Origin of the sequence: Lewinella sp. 4G2 (assembly GCF_001625015.1) — a bacterium.
GTDB lineage: Bacteria > Bacteroidota > Bacteroidia > Chitinophagales > Saprospiraceae > Neolewinella.
Genome location: NZ_LVWJ02000014.1, coordinates 1,270,108 through 1,294,988 on the forward strand (window position 1 = coordinate 1,270,108; position 24,881 = coordinate 1,294,988).

The 24,881-nt window shown below is 57.1% G+C and carries 19 protein-coding genes; 7 read left to right on the forward strand and 12 right to left on the reverse strand.

Annotated features, from left to right (window positions below):
- The first annotated feature begins 403 nt into the window (after nucleotides 1–403).
- Together A3850_RS20145 and A3850_RS06400 are read left to right on the forward strand one after the other, a co-directional pair.
- Nucleotides 404–5,344 (forward strand): HYR domain-containing protein, encoded by a 4,941-nt coding sequence (locus A3850_RS20145; RefSeq protein ID WP_157500939.1) that lies wholly within the window; start codon nucleotides 404–406, stop codon nucleotides 5,342–5,344.
- A 227-nt stretch (nucleotides 5,345–5,571) separates the two neighbouring features.
- Nucleotides 5,572–6,273 carry a hypothetical protein gene (locus A3850_RS06400; protein ID WP_157500941.1) on the forward strand — a complete coding sequence of 234 codons (702 nt, stop codon included), beginning with the start codon at nucleotides 5,572–5,574 and terminating at the stop codon, nucleotides 6,271–6,273.
- Nucleotides 6,274–6,350: 77 nt separating this feature from the next.
- Here A3850_RS06400 and A3850_RS06405 read toward each other — a convergent pair whose 3' ends face one another.
- The 4 genes from A3850_RS06405 to A3850_RS06420 all read right to left on the reverse strand — a co-directional run bounded on the left by A3850_RS06405 (nucleotide 6,351) and on the right by A3850_RS06420 (nucleotide 11,107).
- A complete protein-coding gene (locus A3850_RS06405; RefSeq protein WP_369916977.1) occupies nucleotides 6,351–7,454 on the reverse strand; it encodes a hydroxymethylglutaryl-CoA reductase in 1,104 nt (367 codons plus the stop codon).
- Between the two features lie 148 nt (nucleotides 7,455–7,602).
- Nucleotides 7,603–8,472 carry a rhomboid family intramembrane serine protease gene (locus tag A3850_RS06410; RefSeq protein ID WP_068215049.1) on the reverse strand — a complete coding sequence of 290 codons (870 nt, stop codon included), beginning with the start codon at nucleotides 8,470–8,472 and terminating at the stop codon, nucleotides 7,603–7,605.
- Between the two features lie 131 nt (nucleotides 8,473–8,603).
- On the reverse strand, nucleotides 8,604–10,613 hold the full coding sequence (gene mutL, locus A3850_RS06415) for a DNA mismatch repair endonuclease MutL (protein WP_068215050.1): 2,010 nt from the start codon (nucleotides 10,611–10,613) through the stop codon (nucleotides 8,604–8,606).
- Between the two features lie 92 nt (nucleotides 10,614–10,705).
- Nucleotides 10,706–11,107, reverse strand: coding sequence for a hypothetical protein (locus tag A3850_RS06420; RefSeq protein ID WP_068215051.1), 402 nt, complete (start codon nucleotides 11,105–11,107; stop codon nucleotides 10,706–10,708).
- A gap of 328 nt (nucleotides 11,108–11,435) precedes the next feature.
- Between A3850_RS06420 and A3850_RS06425 the strand changes: the two genes are divergently transcribed.
- The gene (locus A3850_RS06425) at nucleotides 11,436–12,284 is read left to right on the forward strand and encodes a septal ring lytic transglycosylase RlpA family protein (RefSeq protein ID WP_068215052.1); all 849 of its coding nucleotides are present in this window, start codon (nucleotides 11,436–11,438) and stop codon (nucleotides 12,282–12,284) included.
- A 207-nt stretch (nucleotides 12,285–12,491) separates the two neighbouring features.
- Nucleotides 12,492–13,418, forward strand: a complete 927-nt coding sequence (locus tag A3850_RS06430; protein WP_068215053.1) for a bestrophin family protein — start codon at nucleotides 12,492–12,494, stop codon at nucleotides 13,416–13,418.
- Between the two features lie 69 nt (nucleotides 13,419–13,487).
- Here the strand turns inward: A3850_RS06430 and A3850_RS06435 are convergent, their stop codons facing one another.
- The 4 genes from A3850_RS06435 to A3850_RS06450 form a co-directional block, all read right to left on the reverse strand.
- The gene (locus A3850_RS06435; protein ID WP_068215054.1) at nucleotides 13,488–14,627 is read right to left on the reverse strand and encodes a T9SS type A sorting domain-containing protein; all 1,140 of its coding nucleotides are present in this window, start codon (nucleotides 14,625–14,627) and stop codon (nucleotides 13,488–13,490) included.
- A gap of 66 nt (nucleotides 14,628–14,693) precedes the next feature.
- A complete protein-coding gene (locus A3850_RS06440; protein WP_068215055.1) occupies nucleotides 14,694–15,269 on the reverse strand; it encodes a GNAT family N-acetyltransferase in 576 nt (191 codons plus the stop codon).
- A 71-nt stretch (nucleotides 15,270–15,340) separates the two neighbouring features.
- Nucleotides 15,341–15,796, reverse strand: coding sequence for a hypothetical protein (locus A3850_RS06445; RefSeq protein WP_068215056.1), 456 nt, complete (start codon nucleotides 15,794–15,796; stop codon nucleotides 15,341–15,343).
- Nucleotides 15,778–16,164 (reverse strand): alkyl hydroperoxide reductase, encoded by a 387-nt coding sequence (locus tag A3850_RS06450; RefSeq protein ID WP_068219479.1) that lies wholly within the window; start codon nucleotides 16,162–16,164, stop codon nucleotides 15,778–15,780. The genes A3850_RS06445 and A3850_RS06450 overlap by 19 nt, the downstream gene beginning before the upstream one ends.
- A 775-nt stretch (nucleotides 16,165–16,939) precedes the next feature.
- On the opposite strand from A3850_RS06450, the gene A3850_RS06455 reads away from it, so the two are divergent.
- A complete protein-coding gene (locus A3850_RS06455) occupies nucleotides 16,940–17,479 on the forward strand; it encodes a T9SS type A sorting domain-containing protein (RefSeq protein ID WP_068215057.1) in 540 nt (179 codons plus the stop codon).
- 480 nt (nucleotides 17,480–17,959) lie between these two features.
- Entirely contained in the window at nucleotides 17,960–18,247 is a 288-nt protein-coding gene (locus A3850_RS20405) for a hypothetical protein (protein ID WP_068215058.1), read from the forward strand.
- Here the strand turns inward: A3850_RS20405 and A3850_RS06465 are convergent.
- Nucleotides 18,199–21,849 (reverse strand): hypothetical protein, encoded by a 3,651-nt coding sequence (locus A3850_RS06465; protein WP_068215059.1) that lies wholly within the window; start codon nucleotides 21,847–21,849, stop codon nucleotides 18,199–18,201. The two genes, A3850_RS20405 and A3850_RS06465, sit on opposite strands and share 49 nt — an antisense overlap.
- On the opposite strand from A3850_RS06465, the gene A3850_RS19745 reads away from it, so the two are divergent.
- Nucleotides 21,835–22,389, forward strand: a complete 555-nt coding sequence (locus A3850_RS19745; RefSeq protein WP_068215060.1) for a collagen-like protein — start codon at nucleotides 21,835–21,837, stop codon at nucleotides 22,387–22,389. The genes A3850_RS06465 and A3850_RS19745 overlap by 15 nt on opposite strands.
- Before the next feature lie 119 nt (nucleotides 22,390–22,508).
- Here the strand turns inward: A3850_RS19745 and A3850_RS06475 are convergent, their stop codons facing one another.
- From A3850_RS06475 to A3850_RS06485, 3 genes are all read right to left on the reverse strand, one after another.
- Entirely contained in the window at nucleotides 22,509–23,432 is a 924-nt protein-coding gene (locus A3850_RS06475) for a phytanoyl-CoA dioxygenase family protein (RefSeq protein ID WP_068215061.1), read from the reverse strand.
- 93 nt (nucleotides 23,433–23,525) lie between these two features.
- Complete coding sequence (locus A3850_RS06480; RefSeq protein ID WP_068215062.1) at nucleotides 23,526–24,074, reverse strand: GNAT family N-acetyltransferase; 549 nt, start codon at nucleotides 24,072–24,074, stop codon at nucleotides 23,526–23,528.
- Between the two features lie 39 nt (nucleotides 24,075–24,113).
- On the reverse strand, nucleotides 24,114–24,854 hold the full coding sequence (locus A3850_RS06485) for an SOS response-associated peptidase (protein ID WP_231915288.1): 741 nt from the start codon (nucleotides 24,852–24,854) through the stop codon (nucleotides 24,114–24,116).
- Nucleotides 24,855–24,881: the final 27 nt, after the last annotated feature.

Sequence of the window (24,881 nt, forward strand, 5' to 3'; positions counted from 1 at the left end):
GGGGGATTTAGGCGGTAGGGCACAGTCTCCAGGTGAGAGGAGCCCTACCGCCTATCCGCCTACCGCCTTTGGTCCCTAAAACTAGAAACCGACGAATTCAACACTCCCCTGAACCAAGCCGATGAACAAGTCAAATCCAGCTTAGTCAGCGCAGAAATAGCCTCCTCATGCGCGGTCGCGGGTGCACTGTTCTGGGACGGAGCGCAGGGTAAAGGACATCGTGTCCTCCAAGTTCTGGGGCGAGCACTTTAACTATCGGGTCAGAACCCTTCAATATTGGATCAAACCTCCAAAAACTTAGCTTAGTCATCTGAGTAAGTCGATTAATCACCAGTACTTAGGGGGCGCAAGATCGACCTCTAGGTAAGACAATGGATCGGTCGATTTCCATAAACACCCTGCCATGACGATTCGAGTTCCCTTCAACCAAGTTCCTTTTGCGATGATCTTTTGTTTACGCCGACGGGTGTTTTCTCATCTCGTCAGTGGGATCATCTTCCTATTTGCTTGCGCCTTTACCGCGTCGGTGACGGGTCAAACGTTCCCTTTAATCCTCGATGGAAGCTTGCAAACCGTCGACAATGACAACGTACGGCCCGTAGTCGGTTTCATAGAGTTCAGCGTGCCTGACGACGCTACGGGGGACATTCGCTTCGTCTTAAGGGGCGGAGATGGAGGCTCGGCTGCATTTGACCGGGATGGCAGCCCACGAGCCCCCGGGGGCGGTGGCGCCAACGTTACGGTGGATTACCGTTTTGGGAATGCGCCCGGCCAAATTGCTCCTGGGAGCACCCTGCGAATGGTATTGGGCCGTAGAGGAGAATCGTACGACCGGCTTGGCAACTTCCTTCACTCCAGCCTCAATGCTGGTGGCGGCGGAGGGGCTTCCGCGGTGATCATCAAACGCCCGACTGAGTCTACCTTCACTCCCATCGCAATTGCCGGAGGTGGCGGCGGTGCCGCCATGGTTCATATTCCGTTCTTTGGGACTAACTCATACGTCAGCTCACCAGGCGGAAATGCACAGACTGGGACGAACGGCGGAAATGGTACAGGCGTCCTGGCGGGGCAGGGGGGCGTGAACGGAGCGGGAGGAGGAGATCAGAACGGGCAGTACCCCTCCGGTGGCGCGGGCGGCGGCTACCTGACGGACGGCGCCGGGGCGTCTTGCGACGGGACGATCCTGTACGGCGGTTTACGCAGCGGTCTGTACGAGACCGGGCCGTGGCGGCCGGAATGTAGCTTGTACAGTACCCTTTTCTTCGAGGATAACGAGGGCGGGCGCGGCTTTGGCTTCGGGGGCTACGCCATTCAGCCGGTCATTGAGTTGACTGGCGGAGGTGGCGGCGGAGGTGGATATTCCGGCGGTGGGAAGGGAGGAGACTCCGGCGGCGGAGGTGGCGGGGGCAGCTATACGATGCCAGGACATACATTCCTTACCTCCAGCCAGAGGGTTGGCGCGGACCAGACTGGTGTAATCACCTACCAGGTCAACCGACCGATCGATAACGACATGTGCGAAGGTGCCTTTCGCCTCGTTGACGGCGTTGAGGTTACCGGGACTACTTCCGGCAGTACCGCCCTATTCGGGCAGTTGGCCTGTGGTGCGGTCAATACCAGGGGAGTTTGGTATCGGTTCACCGGTACGGGTAACCAGGCCGAGCTATCGACCGAAGGGAGCAGCTTCGACACCCGCTTGACGGTTTATTCAGGCGCGTGTACTACCCTCACTTGCGTAGGGTCGAATGACGACGCCTCTTCTAGCGTGGCCACCTCCGCCATCAGCCTTTGTACGAGGGCGGGCCTGGAATACTACGTGTACCTCGACTCCAAAAACGGCGAAACGGGAGATTTCAACTTACTCTACGACGCGACGCCCGCCAGCCCTCCGCTCCCCGGTTGCGCTACGATCGATGGGTCCACGCAATCCTTGGGGTACAGTAACACCATACAGCGATACGTCGTCCCCAACGCCCTTGGTGCCTTTATTGACTTGTCAGCCACGGGGGCATCCGGCGGATATGCCGCCTTTAATGGCGGCCTATCCCAAGGCTTTGCCAAAGGTGGAGGAGGGGCAACCGCTAATGGACGATTCCAAATCGGTACCGGGGCGGGGCAAATCCCGCCCTACAGCGTAATTAAATTCATCGTCGGCCAAGCTGGCCGATCGGATATTGTCACCACTCCACCGAACGGAAGTGAACAGCGCTCAGCGGGTGGTGGCGGAGCAACGGGGATCTTCGCTGAGATCGACGGGCAAGCGCCCAGATTACTCGTCGTAGCGGGCGGCGGGGGCGGCGGGCATGTTTCCTACGACCCAGGCTTTTTGGGCGCCGGGGCCCAGTATTTCGAGTTTGCGGGGAAGAGCGCGGTCACTACTGAAGGCGGGACGAGCGGGGGAGGCCCGGCATCAAGCAACCCCGGGGCGGGTGGCACCACTGGCAACGGAGGCGGCCGCAACCAGGGCGGAACGACAAATGGCGGCGGTGGCGGCGGCGGTCTCAACACCCGCGGAGGCGGCAATGATTGCGGGGGCACCGGCAACGGGGGCACTTACGGAGGGAAGGGAAGTTTTTCTTTCGTTTCATCCGGAGGGGCCGCCTGCGACGCTTTCTTTACCGCCGGCGGTAATGGTTTCGGCGGGGGAGGCGCCGGCGTAAAGGGTAACAATGCCTTTGGCGGTGGCGGAGGTGGATATTCCGGCGGCGGCCACGGAGGGCAGGGCTATGGCGGCGGCGGTGGTGGCAGCTTCACGCTGGAGAGCAACCCCGACCGACCCGATGTGGCGGGTAGTACGCCCGGGTTGAACCCTAATAATGGATCGGCTTCCTACCGTCTATTTTACGACCCGCCTGCCAATGACCTGTGCGAAATGGCTACATCCATGGCAGTTGGTGCACAATTACGAGGCAGTACCCAAAACAGCTCCAATAGGGGCTTCCCCCCAAGCTGTGAGGAGACCATCAACCCAGGCGTCTGGTTTACGTTTGTCGGCACGGGTGATCTGGCCGATCTGGCTTTACTTTCCACGGATTTAGACAGCCGCCTGACGGTCTACTCGGGTAGCTGCACTCAGCTGACCTGTGAAGGTTTTAGCGCCGATCCGGTCAGTTTCGGGACGACCCTGACCGTCCCGACCGTCAACGGCCGACAGTATTTTGTATACCTGGACGGCGAGGAGAATGACGTGGGGAACTATCTCCTCTTGTACACCACTTCACCCGTCCCCCCGCCAAACGATCTCTGTAATACGGCGACATTATTAAAGGGTACCCAGCAAATCTCCGGCACTACCCGGGGTAGCGTGGCCACGGGTGCGGTAGCGTGTAGCGGACAATCACCCAGCAGCGGGGTTTGGTTTTCCTTCACCGGCACGGGCGCGCCCACCTTGATCAGTACCGAGGGCGCCAGCTTCGACACCCGCTTATTCCTGTACTCCGGTAGCTGCGGCAACCTTACTTGCGTTGATTTTAACGACGACGCCCCGGACGGTAGCCTCGGAGCCGCCTCGGCACTGCTTATTTGCACGGACGTGGAAACAACCTATTATTTGTATCTGGACGGCGTTAGCGGAGCGACGGGAGATTACGTCCTTTCCTTTGCCGAACAGCTTAATCCTCCCGCCCTCGTTTGCCCAGCTAACGTAAGCGTCGGTACTGACGCTAACGGGTGCGATGCAGTCGTAACCTACTCCCTTCCGGTTCCGGAAAGCCCATGCCCGGGAACGCTGGTAACGCCTACTGTACTGAACCTGGCCAGTGGTTCAACTTTTCCGCAAGGAACTACCACGGTCACCCTGATCGCGGTGAACCCAGCCGGCCAATCCGCCACCTGCAATTTTACCGTCACGGTAACGGACGATGAGCCCCCCAGCATTCTTTGTCCACCAAACGTAAACGTTGCTACTGTTGCCGGCCAGTGCCAGGCACCCGCGACTTTCGCCGACCCCACTTTTAGCGATAACTGCCCCGGAGCCACCCTATCCAGAACGGCAGGCTCAGCCAGTGGTTCCTCGTTTGATAAGGGAAGTAATCTGATCACTTACCGGGCAACCGATGCTGCGGGCCTGACCAAGGACTGCAGTTTCACCGTAACGGTCACGGACACCGAGCCTCCGCAAATCAACTGCCCTTCAGCCGTAACCGTGGATGCCGAGCCAGGCACCTGTGCGGCAACGGTCACCTTCCCCGTACCCGTCGGAACGGACAATTGCTCCCCAGTAACGACCGAACGCATTGCGGGGCCGGAGAGCGGCGGCTCCTTCCCCGTCGGAACTACCACCGTCACCTACCGGGCAACCGACATAGCGGCGCTGACCGACGAGTGTAGCTTCACGGTGATGGTTACCGATCGGCAAGCCCCTACCACGAATTGCGTGGCAGAATTTAGCCGTAGCCTTGGCGAAGAAAACCAGGTTTTGCTGGAGGTCGTTGACATCGACAACGGAAGTAGTGATGCCTGTGGGATTACTAATGCAAGCATCGACATTACTCGCCTCGACTGTGAGGCTCTCGGACCGAATACCATTACCCTAACCGTCACCGACGCGGCTGGCAACGCCCAACAGTGTACAACAACCGTTACCGTGACCGACCTGGAGTCACCCATCGCGGTTTGCCAGGATTTCAGTTTCATCACCCCGCGCAACGAAACCTTTACCTATACTGCCGACCAAGTCTCCAGCGCTAGTACCGACAACTGCGGCGTCACCAGTGCCACTTTAAGCAAGACAGACTTTACCTGCGCCGATGCTGGCCCGAATCTTGTCACCCTCACGGTTTTCGATGCCTCCGGCAATGAGAATGCCTGCCAAGTGACGGTTACCGTATTGACCCAAGCAGAGATCCAGACCAATGCGGCAACTGCTGCCACGGAGTTTGGCGAAATCGTGGTCAACCAGAATGACGCCACGCTAAATTTCACGGCAACCAACATAGGCTCCGGGGCGGCGGAAAATATCAGCATTACCAGTGATAACAGCGACTTCACCCTTGAAGGCCTTTCGGAGACACGATTACCTTCGGCTTGTGGCGCCACGCCGAGCGAACTGGGCTTCACGGTACGCTTCACCCCAACCTCCCAAGGGCCACAGACTGCAATTATTACGCTGTCGGCAATAGGTAGTCCCCCCGTTAGCTTCCAGGTGACGGGCAATGGTGAGGACGGCCGGGTGTACAATGCGACGCTGCGGAAATACTACTTATCCGTAACTGCTGCCCTCGATGAGATTCCCGAAGGCGAGCCGACTGAATTGTATATCGAAGGAGGCGCCTATCCCGAAAATATCAACTTTGGGGAGAAGCAGATCCGTCTCAAAATTGGCCTACCCGAAGTGGTGGATTAACACGCGGCCTAAAGATCAGTCAATATTGCGTACTGCCTATCCGCCTACAGCTTACCGCCTTTGGTACCTAAAAATAGAAATCGGTCAATTCAACACTCCCCTGAACCAAGCTGATGAATAAATCAAATGCTACCTCCCCCTGCACCCGCGACAGCGCAAAATTAATCTACCCCAACCCGTAACAATGCCTCTAGCCGCAGGATAAAGCCATAAACAAACCTGCCACCATGAAGCAATCTTACTTATTGTTTTGCCTGTTACTCACGACGATGACCCTTTCCGCCCAAGTGGGCGTCAACAATAGTAGTCCCGAACAGACGCTCGACGTGAACGGCAAAGTCAAGATCGGCAACGATGGCGCCACGCCTTCCGACGGGACGCTGCGCTACAACTCCTCGGAAGAAAGCTTTGAAGGCTACGCCGGTGGCGAATGGCAGTCGCTCAACAAAGCGGCGTCGGGGCAGAACGTGCGGGCGCTTTCCTTCCACGAAGCCATCGTTTCCGTAGCCGGCGGGACGGGTACGACCAACTTCACCCTCATCAGAAATACGATTGATTCGGAAACGGGTGGCTTTATCAATAGCGGAAATAACCCGTACGTCACACCGACAGGCAAATTGATTGCCATCGACCGCATCACCGTAATTGCCAGCGACGGCGTGCCGGATGAGTTTTTCTACGTGGGCGTCGCGCCCGCCTCGTACAATGCGCAAACCAATGAGATCAGTTCCATTAGGAACCCGCGGATCTACGTCAGTGGCAGCTCCTCCACCGGGCCGGCGATCCACATGGCTAACCATGCACCCTTGTTCGTCCTGCGGCCGGGGCAGGTGCTCAGCATTAACAATACACCATCGTCACAGACGCGGGTGCGGGTGGTCGTACACGGCTTCGAGGTGGACTCTTTGGAAGATTATTACGGGCTGTAGAGATTCGAGTATTTGAGTATCAAGTGTCGAGTTGCGAGTATCAAGTACTTGTAACTCGCAACTCGATACTCGCAACTCTACCCCCGCCCCAACCGCTCATGCGCCGCCGAAAAATGCCCCGCCGCCAACGCCGCCAAAATCGATAACTCCCCCGCCAAACAAACTCCTGCGGTGATCTCCGCCAGCTTATTCGCCTTGCCCGCTCCGAAGCAGTCCATAAGCTCCAGGCACTCGCGCTGGGTGGGCAGGCCCGTACCGCCGCCGACCGTTCCGACGATCAGGTTGGGAAGGGTGACGGATGCGTAAAGGTTCCCCTCCGGCGTAGCTTCCATCCGGACGGTCCCCACCGCCGCTTCCGCCACGCAGGCCGCATCCTGCCCGCAGGCGATGAAGAGCGCGGCGAGGCCGTTGGCGAGGTGGGCGTGGACGCCAATCGTCCCCGTCTGGAGAGCGCCGTAGCAGGCGGCCCGGCCGAAACGGTCGATGGTTTCCGGCGTGGTTTTTAGGACGGCCTTTACGACGGCCCGCGGCAGAATTAATTCCGCGCAAACCCGCTTCCCCCGCACCCGCTGGAAGTTGGCGTAATTAGCCTTCTTATCTCCCGAAGCATTCACCTCCAGGTACCAGACTTTGATGTCGCCGGAAAACTGAGCGGCGATATAGCGGCAGATCCGGTCCGTACAGATCGTGACCATGTTTTGCCCGGCCGCGTCGCCCGTAGTGTAAGTGAAGCGCAGGGTCACCGCGTTACCCTCCAGCGTCGGGACGACGGATTTCAGTTGCGCGTACCGACTGTTCTCCCCGGTGATCGTCCGGAACGCTTCCGTCTGCCCCGCTACCCAGGCGATGAAGTTGGCGGCGGTGGTCAGGTCCGCCAGCTCAAAGTAGGGGGCCCGCTGTACGCCTTCGTCAATCACCTTCACGGTAGCGCCGCCGCTCTCCGTGATGGCCTTCATGCCGCGGGAAAAGGAGGCGACCAGGGCGCCTTCCGTAGTGGCCAGCGGGACGCTAAAGTCCCCCCGCGCGTGGTCCCCGTTCAACTGCATTGGTCCGGCCAGCCCCACCGGAACGCGGGCCATCCCAATATAATTCTCAATGTTGCCCCGTAGCCCTTCGGCGGTAGGGTTCGGCGCTTCGCCGGATAGGTGCGGATGGGTGGTGAGGAGTTCGATTGGGCTGATGGATTAGTCTTCGTGGGTGACGTAGAAAGGACTTGAATTGTTCTCTACAACGATTGATGTGGGAGGCAGGGACGTTAGATTTTAGACTTTAGATGTTAGACGTTGGAGTGCGTCTAAAATCTAAATTCTAGAGTCTATCGTCTAACTTCTAATTCAACCTCCGAATATGCGGCGGCACCGTAGTCTTAGCAAAGTAGTACGCCAACGCCGCCCCCGTAATCGCCCCACCCAAATGCGCCCAGTGCGCGATGTTATCCCCCGTGATGTTGAGGACGCCGAGCACCAGGTCCACCCCGAAGACGACTAAGACCATCACCCAGGCCGGGAAGCCGAAGGGTAGGAAAAGCGGATAGACCTTCTGATTCGGATAGAAAACAGCGAAGGAAGCAAAGACACCCGAAACGGCGCCGGAGGCACCGAGCATCGGCACGAGGATCCACCGCTCCAACTCATCCTGCATGAGGACTTTGGCGTCGCGGACGGCCCCTTCCACGTCCACCGGGTCGCCGAAGGCTAGCTTATTTTGCAGGTCGCCCAAAATGCTGGCCCCCGTTTCTCTACCGATGATGTTACCCGACCCATCCTTAGTGACGTAAGGGATTCCACTCAGGTCCTTTCCCCGGAAAAAGGCGTCGAAAGTTTCCAGGGTAGGGTCCGCGGCAAACGCCTCCAGGGCCGTTTCAAGCCCTGCCGTATTCCAGTACACGAAGCCAAAGTGCATCGCCACCGCCCCGAATAAAGAAGCGAAGTACAGCAGCGTAAAATTCTTTGCTCCTAGCCGCGTCTCGATGACCGGTCCGAAGAAGTACAGGCCCAGCATGTTGAAAGCAATGTGGAATTCATCTGCGTGCATAAAGGCGTGCGTCACCAGCTGCCAGGGTTTGAAATTGGGCGTCGATGGGTAGTAAAGGACGAGTTCATTCGCCAGCGGCCCGTTCTCACCGGTCGCCAAGATGAGCACGAACAGGAGTGCGTTCGCGATCAACAGGTACTTTACGATGGGGGTGATGGAACGCATGATTAGTCTGTAGTCTATAGTCTTTAGTCTCCAGTACTCCACGGCGATCGAAACGTCGGAAGTCTAAAATCTAAGATCTAACCTCTAAATTCCGTGAGGTCAGTAATGGTTCTTTCCGTCAGATAGATTCATCAGCTCGCGAAGAGCTTATCTACCTCTTCCAGTTCGTACTTCACGAAAGTTTTGCCGCCACTCGGCCCCGTTTGTGGTTGCTCGCAGGCGAAGAGTTGGTTCATCAGGCTGCGCATTTCGGCGACGTCCAGGGCGGCACCGCGGCGGATGGCGGCGTTGCGGGCCAGGGCCTTGGCGAGGCGTTGGTGGCCGCTGTTGCTGAGGTCCACGTCGTCGCGGTACTGTTGCAGGAGGCGTTCGAGGATCTCCTTTTCGTTCTTGTGGCCAGCGATTTCGGCGGGGATGCCCCGGATGATGAAGCTGTTCCCGCCGAAAGGTTCCACGTCGAAACCGAGCAGTTTGAGGTCCGGTAGGAGGTCGGTCATCACCCCGACGTCGGCGTGGGGGAGTTCCACCGTTTGGGGGAAGAGGCTCTGCTGGCTCGCGGCCGGGATGGTCTCGAGGTTGCGCAGGAAGCGTTCGTAGAGGATCCGCTGGTGGGCCGTCCGTTGGTCGATCAGCAGCCACCCGGATTTGATCGGGCTCACGATGTAGCGGCCGTGCAACTGGTAGGGTTTGCGGTCCTGAGCGCTGCCGCCGGGCGTTTCTTCTTCGTTGCCGACGCGGCTGGGCAGCACGTCCTCGCTCACCTTGCTTTGCAGGATTTCCCCGGTATCGAGGTCCACGAGCGCGGCGCCGAATTCATCCGTAGCCTGGAAGTCGATCGTATTATCGGGCGTCGTTTCGCTGTCCCCGCCGAGGCCCCGGTACAGTTCTTCCCAGTGCCGCAGGTTATTGGCCTGCCGCTGGGCTTCGCTGCCACTCGGTTGGTAACTGCTCCCACTATTTTGGGCGCTGCCGCGGGTGCCAGGGAATTGGGAACGCGGTGGCGAATAGTCCGCATTCATCTTGCTACCCAGGACCTCCCCTTCTTCCTCCGTATCCGCATTGAGGCGGGAGGAAAGGACGGTCGCCGCCGGAGCCGTTTTGGAGGGCGAAAAGACGTTGTCCACCTCAAAATCAATGGAAGGCATAATGCTCGCCCGCCCCAGCCCGTGGCGGATGGTCGCCTTCAGGTAGTTGTAGATCATCCGCTCGTCCTCAAACTTGATCTCCTGTTTGGTGGGGTGAACGTTCACGTCAATCCGCGCGGGATCGATCCGCATGTAGATGACGTAAAAGGGGTAACTATCCTTATTCAGCAGGTCATCGTAAGCCCCAACCACCGCGTGGTGGAGGTAGGAGGACTTGATGAAGCGGTCGTTAATAAAAAAGAATTGCCCCACCCGACTCTTACGGGCCGCCTCGGGCTTACCCACGTAACCGGTGATTTGCAGTACGTCGGTATCCTCATCAATCGGGACGAGCAGCGAATCGTACTTCCGCCCGAATACCTGGACGACCCGTTGCCGCAGCTTACCAATGGGTAAAGCGAGATCCAACCGGTCATTAACGATCAGGTCGAAGCGGACGCCGGGGTAGGCCAGGGCAATCCGGATGAACTCATCGCGGATGTGGCGCAGCTCCACCGTATCACTCTTCAGGAAATTGCGGCGGGCCGGGACGTTGAAGAAGAGGTTCCGCACCGCCATCGTCGTGCCTGCGGGGGCGGCGACCGGTTCTTGGACCTTCACTTCGCTGCCTTCCACCAGGATGCGGGTACCCAGTTCGTCGGGCGCCCGGCGGGTTTTGATCTCCAGTTGGGCGACGGCCGCAATACTGGGCAGGGCTTCTCCGCGGAAACCCATCGTCCGGAGGTTGAACAGATCGTCGGCGGAGCGGAGCTTACTCGTCGCGTGCCGCTCCAGGGCCATCCGGGCGTCGGTTTCGGACATCCCGCAACCGTTGTCCCGCACCTGGATGAGCGTCTTTCCGCTATCCTTAATGGCCAACTCGATCTCACTGGCGCCGGAATCAATGGCGTTCTCCACGAGCTCCTTCACGACGCTGGAGGGCCGCTGAATGACTTCGCCGGCCGCAATTTGGTTAGCGATGGCGTCGGGAAGCAGGTGAACCAGGTTATCGGTCATATAAATCTTAGTAAGCGGGAAGGGCAAGATACGACTTCAAACATCAGCAGGGAACAAAGACAAACAATTTGTTGGTATCTTGTTAGTTGGCGTCACAGTTCCTCCAACTGCAGCGGCTCGGTCGGTGCCGGCGGAGGCGCCAACTCCTGATTAGGGTCGGCGACGGGTAATTCCGTTTCTAACCAACCGGAAATATCCGGAAAGTACACCTCAATGGCGAAGTAACTGATGATGAGCAGGGCGATGATGACGATGAAGAGCGTCCCGTTCGCCTTCTTCACCCGTTGGTTGCGGTAGGTCCCCGCGGCGGCTCCCCCGGCACCTTTACGGAAGCCACCGGCGATGCGGGCCTTCATGGCGTCCACCCCACCGGTTTGGAGGAGTTCTACGCGGGCCTTGCGCTGCTCGGCTTCCTCCTTCTTGGGGTCCCAGTAACGAGGTTTATAACTGAACTGCTGGTGGGTCGGTGGTTTCAGGAATTTGAAGATGCCCATGGTCGGTAGATTTTGGGAGTAGCTTAAAGGTCGGAGCGTATCCGGTAAATGGTAACGAATGGCTCCCTCCAAAGATGCGTCATCCACCGGACTTGGTGGGTATTCATACACTGTTATACATGAGACGATTATCACGTCTCCCCTCTCCTTTGGACCACTCAGTAGCCGCGAAGCGAAAGGGGCCGGGGGAGAGGAATACACAACGTCATGTATAGCAGTGGATGGGTATTCTACTATCCGGATGACTCAGTAGTTTAGCGCTTTGCTTTTGGACTGAGCTAGGGCCAATACCCAGCCGACCATCGCGTTTAGTATCCAAATATTCCTGATGCGCACACTGATCTTACTCACCACACTCATCTTGCTTTCCACCGGGGCCGACGCCCAGACGCGGATGGCCACGTATTACCACCAGAAGTTCTACGGCCGGCTGACGAGTACCGGTGAAAAGCTCAACCCACGGCTCTTTACCGCCGCCAGTAAACAGTACGACTGGGGCACGATACTGGAAGTCACCAACTTGGACAATGGCCGGACGACCCAGGTCCGCGTCAACGACTGCGGGCCGCACGCCAAAGGGAATATTCTCGACCTCTCTCAAGCGGCTGCCGAAGAGTTGGACATGATCCGGGCGGGGCGGGTGCCCGTCTCCGTTAAGGTTATTCGCCAGAGTACGGCTGGTCCCACTTGTTCCCGGGGGGCTTGGTCCAAAAGGTTACGGGCGGAAGGCCGGCCCATTCCGCCACCGCCGCCCAACTGGAAACCGGGGGATACGCCATCCGCAGCCGTCGCTAGCGCCCCACCCGCTTCAGTTGAGCGCCGTCCTGAGCGTGAAAGAGTTCCCCAACCCACTGGATTTCCCAACCAGCCCGCAACGGTGCCACCGGGTTACTTGCCCGCCGACTTCATACCCGCGGCAGCGCCCGAAAGAACGGTGAATGGATCGGGGAATTTCCGCGTTTTGGTGGGGACGTACGAAGACCCGGAGAACGCCAGGAAGATGGCCCTGCGGCTCAGTAAGGCGGCGAAAGAAGACGTGGTAATTATTAGCGATGGCCGCTTCAACCGGGTCTATGCGGGGCAGTACGAGCAACAACGGCAGGCCGAAGCGCTACGCAAACGGCTCAAACGGGCGGGCTTTAAGTACGCGATCGTGCGCGACGTGCCCGGCCGCTAAACCGGGAGTAGCGAGAGGATGAGGGCGGGGGCGATCAGCAACATAAAGAGGAGCGCGAGCCGCCATGCTTTGGGGAGAACTTGCATGCCCTGGAGACGCCCAAACGGGGCCAAAAGGTACTTTTTGAATCCGCTTTAATCATTTGCTAACAATTTGCTGTTGGGGAGAAGACTCGCCTTTCTTTTTATTTTCTATCACCCACCCAGCATGATCATTTATAAGACTAACGGCCCCTGGTTCAAGGACCTCGGCCACCTGTTTACTTCTTACACGATGACGCGGATCTCGAAGTCCGTCATCGCCATCGGCATCTACGCCGCCCTGTTCGTCGGCGCCGTGGAATACTGGGATCTCCACGAGTACCTGGCCATGGATACGATGATGTTTTCCGTGCTCGGTCTCATCCTCGGTCTCTTTCTGGGCTTCCGGACGAACACCGCCTACGACCGCTGGTGGGAAGCCCGCAAACAGTGGGGCGCCCTCGTGAACCACAGCCGGAACATGGCGATCTACGTCGATTCCATGTGGCCGGAATCCGACACGGGCATCCGCCGCTTCATGGCCAAGCACATCGGGAATTTCTGCCTCGCGCTGGCTTGGCACCTGCGCGACGGCGTCAAGCTCGACAACCTCGTTTACCTCAGCGAAGAAGAGATCGCTTATTACTCCACCAAAGATCACGTCCCCAATTTCATCGCCCTGCGCATCTTCCAGCGCATGGCCGAGGCCCACCGGAACGGCGACATCAACGAGGGGGATTACATCAACATCAAGGCCCAGCACCAGGCCCTGCTGGACATCCTCGGCGCCTGCGAACGCATCAAGAAAACGCCGATCCCGTTCAGCTACAACGTCTACCTCAAGCTGTTCGTGACGGCCTACGGTATCCTGCTGCCCATGGGCCTGGAGGAGAGTTTTGGTTGGACGACCGTGCCCCTCACCATGCTCGTTTTCTTCGCCCTGCTCGGCATCGAACTCATGGGTGAAGAGATCGAAGACCCCTTCGGCCTCGACTGCAACGACCTACCGACGAACGACATCGCCCACACCATCAAGGGTAATGTTTTCGAGATCCTCGAAGACCGTAAGCCCGTGGAGCATGACCGGGTAGAGCAGTATTCGAAAGTATTTTAGTCGGGTAGTCGGGTAGTCAGGTAGTACGTGCATGACACACGTGCACTACCCGACTACGCTACTACCCGACTACCGTACTACCACCGGTCGAGTAACCCGCGCACCCGTAGCATCCGTCAGCCGAACGAAAATGATGCCGTGGCGGCGGGGGAGATCGGGCCGCAGCGTGATTTCATTTGCGCCGGCGAAGACTGGCGAGATTAGTTCGTAGAGCAGTTGTCCCCTGGCGTCCACCAACTCAATTTGCAGCGTACCGGTTTCGGGGAGCGTCAGTTGCAGGCGCAGTTTGCGCACCATCGGGTTCGGTGAGATGACGACGTTTTCCAGGTATTCCGGAGCCAATGGGCGCTGTCGCGGGTGCTCAGAAAGTGGGCGAGCGCTGGGATCGGGAGCAGAGAACGTATCGACGATGGTATCGCGGACGAGGTCCCAGCCAGTAGGTTTCGATGGCTCTATGTAGACGATGCCCATGGTCGTCTCGATATCGTCGTATTCCGGCGGTGGCGGCGGGAGTGGAGGAGTGGCGATATCTCTTACCTGAAGGTTTCCTGTAATCGTTTCTCCTCCCCCAGAGCTATCGACTTCAATCCTTGGCGGCAGGTACGTCTCAGTATGAGGCATTGTGCCGCACTTAATAATAATTGGTGGTGGCGGCGGTGGCGGTGGAATAGCCGGAATAGAATCAACGGTAGGAGCGGGTACCGGTGGTGGCGGGGACATCGGCGTAGCTATCCGCCCCATGATCATATGATGTTGAATGATCGGTGTATCCAATTGCTTCGGTGGGGCCGGCGGCAGCGTATCCACCAACTCAGGAATGAGCGGCGCAGCGATCTCCCCCATGATTTCCGGGTAATCGATCTCAATCGGGTCCGCCGGTGGCGGGGTGGGTGTAGCCTGCGCATCTAACCCGGTCGAGCCGAAGAGCATCCCCGCGGCGGTGGCGGCCACTTTGAGTGGAGTGTAGCTGGGTTTGTGGGTGGCGCGGAGTTCGCGGCCGAGTTGGTCCGGGCGGAAGCGGCCGCAGATCTTGGCGCCATTTTCTTTGGTGTAGGCCCGCAGTTCGGCATCGGAAAAGCCGGTGAAGTCGACGACGTTCTTGGCGCAGGAGTCGCAGTGGCGGGCGGTGGTCCCATCGACGGGCGTCATGCCATTCCAATCTTCGTGGCAGGGTTCGGGGACGGAAATACGGAGGGGAGTGTAAGCCATGGTGTGCGTGATTTGCTGGGTAGATGCAGGGATCTTTGGGTTTGCACACTGGGGGGCTAAAAAAATTTATGTTTTCTGCTTTCCGGCATTTAGGTGATACTCTGAACGCAGCAAACGGTAACGAGCAATATCTCGAAACTTCCCGAAGCGCTTGCTGTCGGCGATGGATACGCCTTCCTGCACCATGCCATTCTTGATCATCACCTTTCCGGAAGCGGGGTTCTCGAGGAGGTGGACGGCCTCCAATTTATTCATTCCTAATTCCTCAAAGGCGAAGCAAATGATGGCTCCCAGCGCTTCCGTTACGTAACCCTTGTTCCAGTGCGGTTCCCCGACCCAGTAGCCGATGACCGCTTTTTCGTCGGCCGCGTGGACGTGTAACCCAATCCCGCCCAGAAATTCTTCAGTGGTGCCATTACGGATGGCGAAAATGTAGGCGGTTTTATTTGCAAAACCTTCGTTAGCCATATTCAGCCAAAACACGGCGTGTTCCTCACCGTAGGGGAAGGGCATATTCGCCGTAGTACGCGAAACGTTTTCGTTGTTGGCCAACGCGATGATGGCGGGGACGTCCTTTACGGCTGGTTTGGAAAGGCGTAGTCGTTCGGTTTGCAGAATGGGGTGCGTGGAAGGTTCCGCCATGGCGTTTGCAGGTTTGAGTTGCGGAAGTATGTCGAGTGACGCACGTAAAGTTCCGCCGGCCAACCGAATTTTCAGGTCAACAGGAACGGAGCAAACCGTGCCACCATCGTAAACGCCCAAACCAGCGTCCACACCAAAGTCCGCGCCGCGTTGATGCGCAGGAGACGGGAACTAAGCGGTAAGTGGTCGTCCGGCCCATCGAGAGCAGCGTGGAGGGGGACAGCCCCGAAGAAGGTCAACCCCCAGGCGATGAGGATCAGCGTACTGTTGGCGACCACGTTCCACTCCGTCGGCGGCGATAAACAGAGGTAGGCGTACAGGGCCAGCTGCCCCAGCATGATGGGCATCACAACGAAGGTGACCCGCCGGGTATACACCGGGTGCCAACTGACGAAATCCGACCGCTGCATCCGCAGGAACACGGGGTAAATAACGAGTTGCACCAACCAGATCAGGACTAGCGCGCCCGTATCGAAGACCAGCCTCAGGGCACCCGCCGTCTCCACACTCAGGCCGTAAGCTTCCATCGGTACACTTTATGGACGCGCCAGAGGATGAGGCCGAAAGGAATCCACCAAATAAAATCGTTGGTGATGAGCGTGTAGAAAAATCCGAAGGGGACGAGGCCCAGCGCAAAGTTCATCACGAAACCAATGGGCCCGAAGATCTTCCCCAGTGCCCCGACGGCAACGATGGGCCAGTGCCGCATCGGGTCGTAACTCGCCAGCCAGTAACCGATGCCGTAGACGCCGATGACCATCCCCATCCCCTGCCAGACCATCGGGTGGCGCATGGGCTCCATCCCCACCAACTCCCAAAACTGCTGGGGAAAGAGGACGACCCAGGCGCCCCAGAGGAGGTTGTAGACCGCGGCCAGGCGGAGGGTTAGGCGCATCCAGGGGGGGGAGGTTGGGGTCATATATGCTGAGGTTAGTAGACACACCGTAATGCTAAAAGAGCAGTTATGGTTTCGGCAGGTATAAATCGTAGCACGGCTCCGCTAGAGCTTCGCTTCAGTCGTATAAGTGAACTTGTTTTAGAAAATATACGAGCCTACTCATCATCCTTCGGTTAAGCGAACTTGAATACAGCGTACTAATGTTGCGAACGTATAGTTTGTCAATTTTGAAAAAGATTATCGGCTGTTATCGCTAAATCTTGGAAGCGATGGGTTAGGTTAAGAGACCCAATGTTACTTTAAATTCAGAATTATATTTTGTTCTTATTATATAGTAAGAATATTATTCTTCAAATACGCCTTTATAATCAAATGATATTTCATCGAGATGTGTTAAGGAAATCTTAAGATTATGTGCATTTTTGTCCATTTAAGTGCCAAATTTCACGATAAGTGGTAATAAATCTGTCGATATCGGAAACATATGGCGATTAAATAGCACGTTTGATGTATATTAAAAGGCGTAAGAAAAAGGACATGTTGTTTTATTGATATATTTGTGCACTTCAGGGTTGCCCGTTTTCAATATTGCTTTTCCGGGTAATTGCCTTCATTCACACTGTTTCCAACAACTCCAATTTATTCTTCCTATTCGCTATTCGCGGGTAGAATTCACTTCCTATGCTTATTGTCGGCATAGGAGCCTTTCCTCATTACGTCAAATCTTGCCTATGATAGTAACTTCATTTTAATAACTAATAAATTATTATTTATGCTTATGAAATTAGGCTGCCTGGTTCTCCTGCTTGGTGGCGTCATACTATTCCCATGTCAATTATTTGGGCAATTGGAAATAGAAAGGGAGTTAATTGGAGCCGCTGCTTACCATTCCGTGAGCAATAACGACTTGTCGGTCGACGCTAGTTTTGGCGAGCCCTTGATTGGCTTTTCTTCTGGTGATTTGATTGTAACTGTTGGTTTTCATCAAACGGAAAGCAGCGCGCCGGGGCCCGCTCCCCAAACGCGAGCGGGTAATACAAACACGGCCGATGTTGAGGTTGACGTGGCGGCATATCCAAATCCAGCGGTTGAAAGGCTGGTGGTGGATCTTGCCGAGCACGTAAATGCTTTTGTTGAACTCGAACTCGTAAACTTAAATGGTGTCACTGTACGAAAGTTGAAGACTTTTGAGCAACCGCGCGTCACGTTTACTAACCTCACCAACCTCGAGAACGCCACTTACTTTCTTCGGGGTATAAATAGTCGCGGAAAGGCTTTTCACCTCGGTAAAATTGTTATTGTCACCCATTAATTAAATCACATACTAATTGTGCATTTTTTCTCTTGCCCTAAGGCGAGGCAGAGTTCTAATGCCATTTATACACACATATCAAGAATATAACTCTGGTTATTATGAACAATAAATTACTACAATTATTGGTGCTTCTCCTGCTCTGCACGGGAGGCGCCTTCGCGCAGACCTCGGGCGCGTTAAACTATCAGGCCGCAGTTCGCGATGCAAACGGTGACGTACTGGCCCAAGAGAATGTATCCCTAACTTTTACCCTTGTCAGGATCAACGATAACGTCACCTCTTATACCGAGATGGTAGATGCTACTACGAATGCCTACGGCATCGTTAACGCTCAAGTTGGTGAAGACGGAGAACTACTGCTGATCGATTGGGAGAATGGCCCTTACCTACTTCGGACCGTCATCGAAGCGGAAGACGGCTCCACGCTGATTACCGAACGTGAACTTACGGCGGTGCCTTACGCACTCTACGCTCTGAATGGATCCGAAGGCGAACAAGGTCCGGAAGGCGAACAAGGGCCGCAGGGAGTTCCAGGCGTCCAAGGTGTTCAGGGTCTGCAGGGGCCTCGTGGTCCTCAAGGCCAAAGAGGTCGCAGAGGCCGCATTGGTGCTACTGGTGATACCGGCCCACAAGGACCTCAGGGCGAACAAGGCCCGCAAGGAGAGCAAGGACCTCAAGGTGAACGCGGACAACGAGGCCAACGCGGTCAGCGTGGCTTACGCGGCCTTCCCGGAGCTGACGGTGAGAATGGCCTTAATGGTCTGAATGGTTTGAATGGTGAGGACGGCGCTACTGGTCCAGAGGGCCCTCAAGGCGAGACTGGCGCTCAAGGCCCCGAAGGTCCCCAAGGTCCTGCTGGTGCTGATGGTGCTCAAGGTCCTCAGGGCGAACAGGGTATCCAAGGTGTAGCTGGACCACAAGGTGAAGCTGGTGCTCAAGGTCCTGCTGGTGCTGACGGCGCTGATGGTGCTCAAGGTCCTCAGGGCGAACAGGGCATCCAAGGTATAGCTGGCCCGCAAGGTGAAACTGGTGCTCAGGGTCCCGCTGGTAATGACGGCGCTGATGGTGCTGACGGAGCTCAAGGGCCTCAGGGCGAACAGGGGCCCCAGGGCGAACAGGGTATCCAAGGTGTAGCTGGCCCCCAAGGTGAAACTGGAGCTCAAGGTCCTGCTGGTAATGACGGCGCTGATGGCGCTACTGGTGCTCAAGGTCCTCAAGGCGAACAGGGTATCCAAGGTATAGCTGGACCACAAGGTGAAACCGGCGCTCAAGGTCCTGCTGGTGCTGACGGCGCTGATGGCGCTACTGGTGCTCAAGGTCCTCAGGGCGAACAGGGCATCCAAGGTATAGCTGGACCGCAAGGTGAAACTGGTGCTCAAGGTCCTGCTGGTAATGACGGTGCAGACGGCGCTGACGGTGCTACTGGCGCTCAAGGTCCTCAAGGCGAACAGGGCATCCAAGGTATAGCTGGCCCGCAAGGTGAAACTGGTGCTCAAGGTCCTGCTGGTAATGACGGTGCTGATGGTGCTGACGGCGCTACTGGCGCTCAAGGTCCTCAGGGCGAACAGGGCATCCAAGGTGTAGCTGGCCCCCAAGGTGAAACTGGTGCTCAAGGTCCTGCTGGTAATGACGGCGCTGATGGCGCTACTGGTGCTCAAGGTCCCCAAGGCGAACAGGGCATCCAAGGTATAGCTGGCCCGCAAGGTGAAACTGGTGCTCAAGGTCCTGCTGGTAATGACGGTGCTGATGGTGCTGACGGCGCTACTGGCGCTCAAGGTCCTCAGGGCGAACAGGGTATCCAAGGTATAGCTGGACCACAAGGTGAAACCGGTGCTCAAGGTCCCCAAGGCGAACAAGGTATCCAAGGTATAGCTGGACCGCAAGGTGAAACTGGAGCTCAAGGTCCTGCTGGTAATGACGGTGCTGATGGTGCTCAAGGTCCCGCTGGTACCGACGGCGCTGATGGCGCTACTGGTGCTCAAGGTCCCCAAGGCGAACAGGGTATCCAAGGTATAGCTGGCCCCCAAGGTGAAACTGGCGCTCAAGGTCCTGCTGGTAATGACGGCGCTGATGGCGCTACTGGCGCTCAAGGTCCTCAAGGCGAACAGGGCATCCAAGGTATAGCTGGCCCCCAAGGTGAAACTGGTGCTCAAGGTCCTGCTGGTGCTGACGGCGCTGATGGCGCTACTGGTGCTCAAGGTCCTCAGGGCGAACAGGGCATCCAAGGTATAGCTGGACCACAAGGTGAAACTGGTGCTCAAGGTCCTGCTGGTACTGACGGTGCTGATGGCGCTGACGGTGCTACTGGTGCTCAAGGTCCTGCTGGTAATGACGGTGCTGATGGTGCTGACGGCGCTACTGGCGCTCAAGGTCCTCAGGGCGAACAGGGTATCCAGGGTATAGCTGGACCACAAGGTGAAACCGGTGCTCAAGGTCCTGCTGGTAATGACGGCGCTGATGGTGCTACTGGCGCTCAAGGTCCCGCTGGTAATGACGGCGCTGATGGCGCTACTGGTGCTCAAGGTCCCCAAGGCGAACAGGGTATCCAAGGTATAGCTGGCCCCCAAGGTGAAACTGGCGCTCAAGGTCCTGCTGGTAATAACGGCGCTGACGGCGCTGATGGCGCTACTGGTGCTCAAGGTCCCCAGGGCGAACAGGGCATCCAAGGTATAGCTGGACCGCAAGGTGAAGCTGGTGCTCAAGGTCCCCAAGGCGAACAGGGTATCCAAGGTGTAGCTGGCCCCCAAGGTGAAACTGGTGCTCAGGGTCCTGCTGGTAATGACGGCGCTGACGGTGCTGATGGCGCTACTGGTGCTCAAGGTCCTCAGGGCGAACAGGGTATCCAAGGTATAGCTGGACCACAAGGTGAAACTGGCGCTCAAGGTCCTGCTGGTAATGACGGCGCTGACGGTGCTGATGGCGCTACTGGCGCTCAAGGTCCTCAGGGCGAACAGGGTATCCAAGGTATAGCTGGCCCCCAAGGTGAAACTGGTGCTCAAGGTCCTGCTGGTAATGACGGTAATGATGGCGCTACTGGTGCTCAAGGTCCTCAGGGCGAACAGGGCATCCAAGGTGTAGCTGGACCCCAAGGTGAAACTGGTGCTCAGGGTCCTGCTGGCAATGATGGTGCTGACGGCGCTGACGGCGCTCAAGGGCCTCAGGGCGAACAGGGCATCCAAGGTATAGCTGGACCACAAGGTGAAACCGGTGCTCAAGGTCCTGCTGGTAATGACGGTGCAGACGGTACAGACGGCGCTGACGGTGCTACTGGCGCTCAAGGTCCTCAGGGCGAACAGGGCATCCAAGGTATAGCTGGACCGCAAGGTGAAACTGGCGCTCAAGGTCCCGCTGGTAATGACGGTGCTGACGGCGCTGATGGTGCTCAAGGTCCTCAGGGCGAACAGGGTATCCAAGGTGTAGCTGGACCACAAGGTGAAACCGGTGCTCAAGGTCCTGCTGGTAATGACGGCGCTGATGGCGCTACTGGCGCTCAAGGTCCTCAAGGCGAACAGGGTATCCAAGGTATAGCTGGCCCCCAAGGTGAAACTGGTGCTCAAGGTCCTGCTGGTAATGACGGTGCTGATGGCGCTGACGGCGCTACTGGTGCTCAAGGTCCTCAGGGCGAACAGGGTATCCAAGGTATAGCTGGACCGCAAGGTGAAACTGGAGCTCAAGGTCCTGCTGGTACTGACGGCGCTGATGGTGCTACTGGCGCTCAAGGTCCTCAAGGCGAACAGGGTATCCAAGGTATAGCTGGCCCCCAAGGTGAAACTGGTGCTCAGGGTCCTGCTGGTAATGACGGCGCTGATGGCGCTACTGGCGCTCAAGGTCCTCAGGGCGAACAGGGTATCCAAGGTATAGCTGGACCACAGGGTGAAACTGGCGCTCAAGGTCCTGCTGGTAATGACGGTGCAGACGGCGCTGATGGCGCTACTGGTGCTCAAGGTCCTCAGGGCGAACAGGGCATCCAAGGTATAGCTGGCCCTCAAGGTGAAACTGGTGCTCAAGGTTCTGCTGGTAATGACGGCGCTGATGGCGCTCAAGGTCCCCAAGGCGAACAGGGTATCCAAGGTATAGCTGGCCCGCAAGGTGAAACTGGTGCTCAAGGTCCTGCTGGTAATGACGGCGCTACTGGTGCTCAAGGTCCTCAGGGCGAACAGGGTATCCAAGGTGTAGCTGGCCCCCAAGGTGAAACTGGCGCTCAAGGTCCCGCTGGTACTGACGGCGCTACTGGCGCTCAAGGTCCCGCTGGAAATGACGGCGCTGATGGTGCCGACGGTATGACCGGCCCCAAAGGCGAAAGAGGCGCAACCGGGCCTAAAGGCGACCAGGGTGACCAAGGCGAAACCGGCATGACTGGCGCCCAAGGCGAACAAGGCATGCAAGGCATAGCCGGTCCCCAAGGCCCAGCTGGCCCCGCAGGCCAAGACGGCCTCAACGGCGAAACCGGTGCCCGTGGCCCACAGGGAATCCAGGGAGTTCAGGGTAACGAAGGTATCCGTGGCCCCGAAGGCCCACGTGGCCCCACGGGTTCACAGGGCGTCCAGGGTGTACAGGGCGAAGCTGGTCCTGCGGGCCCGGTAGGTCCTCGTGGCCCATCCGGAGTAGCCAAAGGAGCGGCGAAGTACAATGCCGCGACCAGCTCCGAAGTCTATGATGCAGGCAATAATATCATCTTCGGAACCATGGAAGCATCCGGTACGACCGACGAAACCTCCCTCACCGTGAGTATGGCGGGCATGATGCTTACCGCCTCGAATAGTGTGATTCAGGTCAACCCCAATGCGCGCGGCGTTTTCTATGAAGTGACCTACAGCGGCGGTGCTGCGGTAATCAGCTTCTACAACTCTGCGGGTGCTACCGTTGATCTCGATGTCCTCAGTAACGTATCCGTTTCGGCTTTCTAAGCTAACGACTACCGGAGTCCACTTCGATAAGGTGGAAATGACAAGAATCCGCATCACGTGCTCGTGGTGCGGATTCTTTCGTTTTAGCTGGTGAGCTGGTAACAGGTATAACACCACCCCTACATCAACGCCGGCCGTTGCGTAATCTCATGGTAACAAACCCGCTCCACGTCAAAGTAGTGCAGCACCATGCTCTTGCGCGTCAATTCCTTATTCAAATGGGGCTCTCCACCGTGAAGGAGGTTGGCGTGCCAGATGAAGAGATCGCCCTTTTTAGCGAGGAAGGTCTTGCGCTCGTAATCGGTGGCCGCCACCTTTTCAGCGATCATCTTTTCGTAGTCACCGTACAACTTTTCGCCGGTCCGCCACCAATCGCCTTCGTTGTCGTATTCGGGGTTGAGGTAGTACGGCATTTTGTGGCTGCCGGGGTAGTAGTGGAGGGGGCCCTGGTCCGGACCAATATCCTCCAGCGCCAGCCACACGCCGAGTAATCCGCCGAGGGGGAAGGTCGTCATGTGGATACTGTCCGAATGCGTTTTCTGTTGGCTTCCCTGCGTGAAGTTGATGCTCTGAAAAAGCCGCGCGCGGCCTTGGAGGAGCGCACTCAGGAATTCCGTCAGCCGTTCGTTGGTCCACAAGTCCCGCAGCCGGTCGCTGTGGCGGATGGCGAACATTAGTTTGCTGTTGTACTGGTACGTCAGCGTGCCGTCCTTGACCATCCGGTCGATCTCCTCATTGATCCGGTCCGCCACCTCGGCGTCGATAAAGTTGGGCAGGACGCAATAGCCCACCTCCTCAAAAGCATCCACCGAAGCCCGATCCGCTGCGGGAAGGGAGCGGTACAGTTCAGTTTCCGTTACCCGGATGGCCGGTTTCCCCTCCTTCAGCTTAGCCGGGTCCTTCCCCTCAAAGTCCTTGCTGGATACGGGGGAGAAGTAGGTTTTCTCCAGCCCCAGTTTGTCGTAGGCCGCCACGTTGTGATCGAGCCGTTTCCGGTTGAACAGGTTGTACAGGCTGTAGGCGATCTTGAGTCGGCGGAGCATGAAAGGTGGTTGAGAGTTGTAAGGTAGGGGTTTGTGGTAAAGTCTGTAGTCTATAGTCTATAGTGCGCCGCCCCTAAGACTGCAGACTACAGACTACAGACTACAGACTAATCGCCAATCCTCCATCAAGTACCCATTCCCAATATCCGTATCGAAGCGATCCAGTTTCACGAAGCCGAGATGCTCGTACAGGCCGATGGCTTTATTCTGGTAATTCACGTCCAGCCGCAGTTTTTTCTGGCCTTCGTTTTTGGCAATTCGCTTAACGGTATCGATGAGCGCGCGCCCGTACCCTTTCCCGTGCCGGTCCGGCAGCACGTAGAGTTTGTGGAGTTTGGCCGTGGCCGGTAAATAATTTAATTGGTAACTAACGTAACCTACGGCGCTGAATTTATTTGATTTCCCTTTTGCGTAGCCATTTTCAACGGCGTGTGCGGTGTTCTCCAGTATCAAATAAAATACGTGGCCCTCCGCCACCTGTCGTTCAATGGCGGCGTAGCTGTACATCCGCTCCAGCATATATTCAATTTGCTCGGGGGAGAGAATATCCCCAAACGTATCTGGCCAGGTAGCGTGGGCGATCCGTTGAATTACCGCATAGTCGGACGGTGTGGCGGGTATGATTTTAAAGGGGTGAGGCATACGCTAAATAATTACTTAATTTATTTTGGAGGATACAAATCACCCCACCCGCTCGTGCAACTCCGCCCCGTTATTCCTTACGTTCCCCACCATCGCCGAAACGGGGTACGCCGTCAGTGTCCCGTCCGGCGGCGTCCGTAGTAGGTCTTTTACTCCCGCTAGTGAAGTCGAATCGTCCAGCCACGCATTTTGGAGGTCCGTTTGTTGGAGGAGCATGGGCATCCGGTCGTGCAAGGGTTCCATTTCCGCGTTGGGGGCGCCGGTGATGATGGAGTAGGTATGGACGGCCTCCGCGTCGGGGTCATTCTTGTCCTTCCAGGTTTCCCAGATACCGGCCATTACGAGTAGGCTACCGTCGGCCGGGAAGATGCGGTGGGGGTATTTCTTGCCGTCTTTACGTTGCCATTCGTAGAAGGAATCCGCCACCACCAGGCACCGCCGTTCGCGGATGGCCTTGCGGAAACTCGGCTTATCCTCGATCCCCTCGCGCCGCGCGTTGATCATCCGCGCCCCAATTTTTAGGTCCTTGGCCCAGAACGGCACGAGTCCCCAGCGAAATAAATTTAATCGGTCCGGGTCCGCATTCGTAATTACGGGGTTCCGCTGCGTCGGGGCCACGTTGTAGTTCTTCACCAGCGCATTTGTAGGCGTAAAGAGGTCGCGGGTAAATTGCTCCCGCAGCTTCGCTTCGTCGATGACAACACTGTAGCGTCCACACATAATTGGTGCTTTGGTGATTTGGTAACCGAAATATCCCCACTCCCGTTCGATGGTGGCCACCAAAGCACCAAGATACCAAAGCACCAA

What these genes read in the sequence shown, in the direction of transcription:
- A3850_RS06420 (WP_068215051.1), bottom strand. Translation starts at nt 11,107, where the DNA reads ATGGGCATCTTCAAATTCCTGAAACCACCGACCCACCAGCAGTTCAGT.
- A3850_RS06450 (WP_068219479.1), bottom strand. Translation starts at nt 16,164, where the DNA reads ATGCGCCTAACCCTCCGCCTGGCCGCGGTCTACAACCTCCTCTGGGGC.
- A3850_RS19745 (WP_068215060.1), top strand. Translation starts at nt 21,835, where the DNA reads ATGACTGGCGCCCAAGGCGAACAAGGCATGCAAGGCATAGCCGGTCCC.
- A3850_RS06410 (WP_068215049.1), bottom strand. Translation starts at nt 8,472, where the DNA reads ATGCGTTCCATCACCCCCATCGTAAAGTACCTGTTGATCGCGAACGCA.
- A3850_RS06455 (WP_068215057.1), top strand. Translation starts at nt 16,940, where the DNA reads ATGCTTATGAAATTAGGCTGCCTGGTTCTCCTGCTTGGTGGCGTCATA.
- A3850_RS06440 (WP_068215055.1), bottom strand. Translation starts at nt 15,269, where the DNA reads ATGGCGGAACCTTCCACGCACCCCATTCTGCAAACCGAACGACTACGC.
- mutL (WP_068215050.1), bottom strand. Translation starts at nt 10,613, where the DNA reads ATGACCGATAACCTGGTTCACCTGCTTCCCGACGCCATCGCTAACCAA.
- A3850_RS06480 (WP_068215062.1), bottom strand. Translation starts at nt 24,074, where the DNA reads ATGCCTCACCCCTTTAAAATCATACCCGCCACACCGTCCGACTATGCG.
- A3850_RS20405 (WP_068215058.1), top strand. Translation starts at nt 17,960, where the DNA reads ATGGATCCGAAGGCGAACAAGGTCCGGAAGGCGAACAAGGGCCGCAGG.
- A3850_RS06435 (WP_068215054.1), bottom strand. Translation starts at nt 14,627, where the DNA reads ATGGCTTACACTCCCCTCCGTATTTCCGTCCCCGAACCCTGCCACGAA.
- A3850_RS06400 (WP_157500941.1), top strand. Translation starts at nt 5,572, where the DNA reads ATGAAGCAATCTTACTTATTGTTTTGCCTGTTACTCACGACGATGACC.
- A3850_RS06445 (WP_068215056.1), bottom strand. Translation starts at nt 15,796, where the DNA reads ATGGAAGCTTACGGCCTGAGTGTGGAGACGGCGGGTGCCCTGAGGCTG.
- A3850_RS20145 (WP_157500939.1), top strand. Translation starts at nt 404, where the DNA reads ATGACGATTCGAGTTCCCTTCAACCAAGTTCCTTTTGCGATGATCTTT.
- A3850_RS06425 (WP_068215052.1), top strand. Translation starts at nt 11,436, where the DNA reads ATGCGCACACTGATCTTACTCACCACACTCATCTTGCTTTCCACCGGG.
- A3850_RS06475 (WP_068215061.1), bottom strand. Translation starts at nt 23,432, where the DNA reads ATGCTCCGCCGACTCAAGATCGCCTACAGCCTGTACAACCTGTTCAAC.
- A3850_RS06430 (WP_068215053.1), top strand. Translation starts at nt 12,492, where the DNA reads ATGATCATTTATAAGACTAACGGCCCCTGGTTCAAGGACCTCGGCCAC.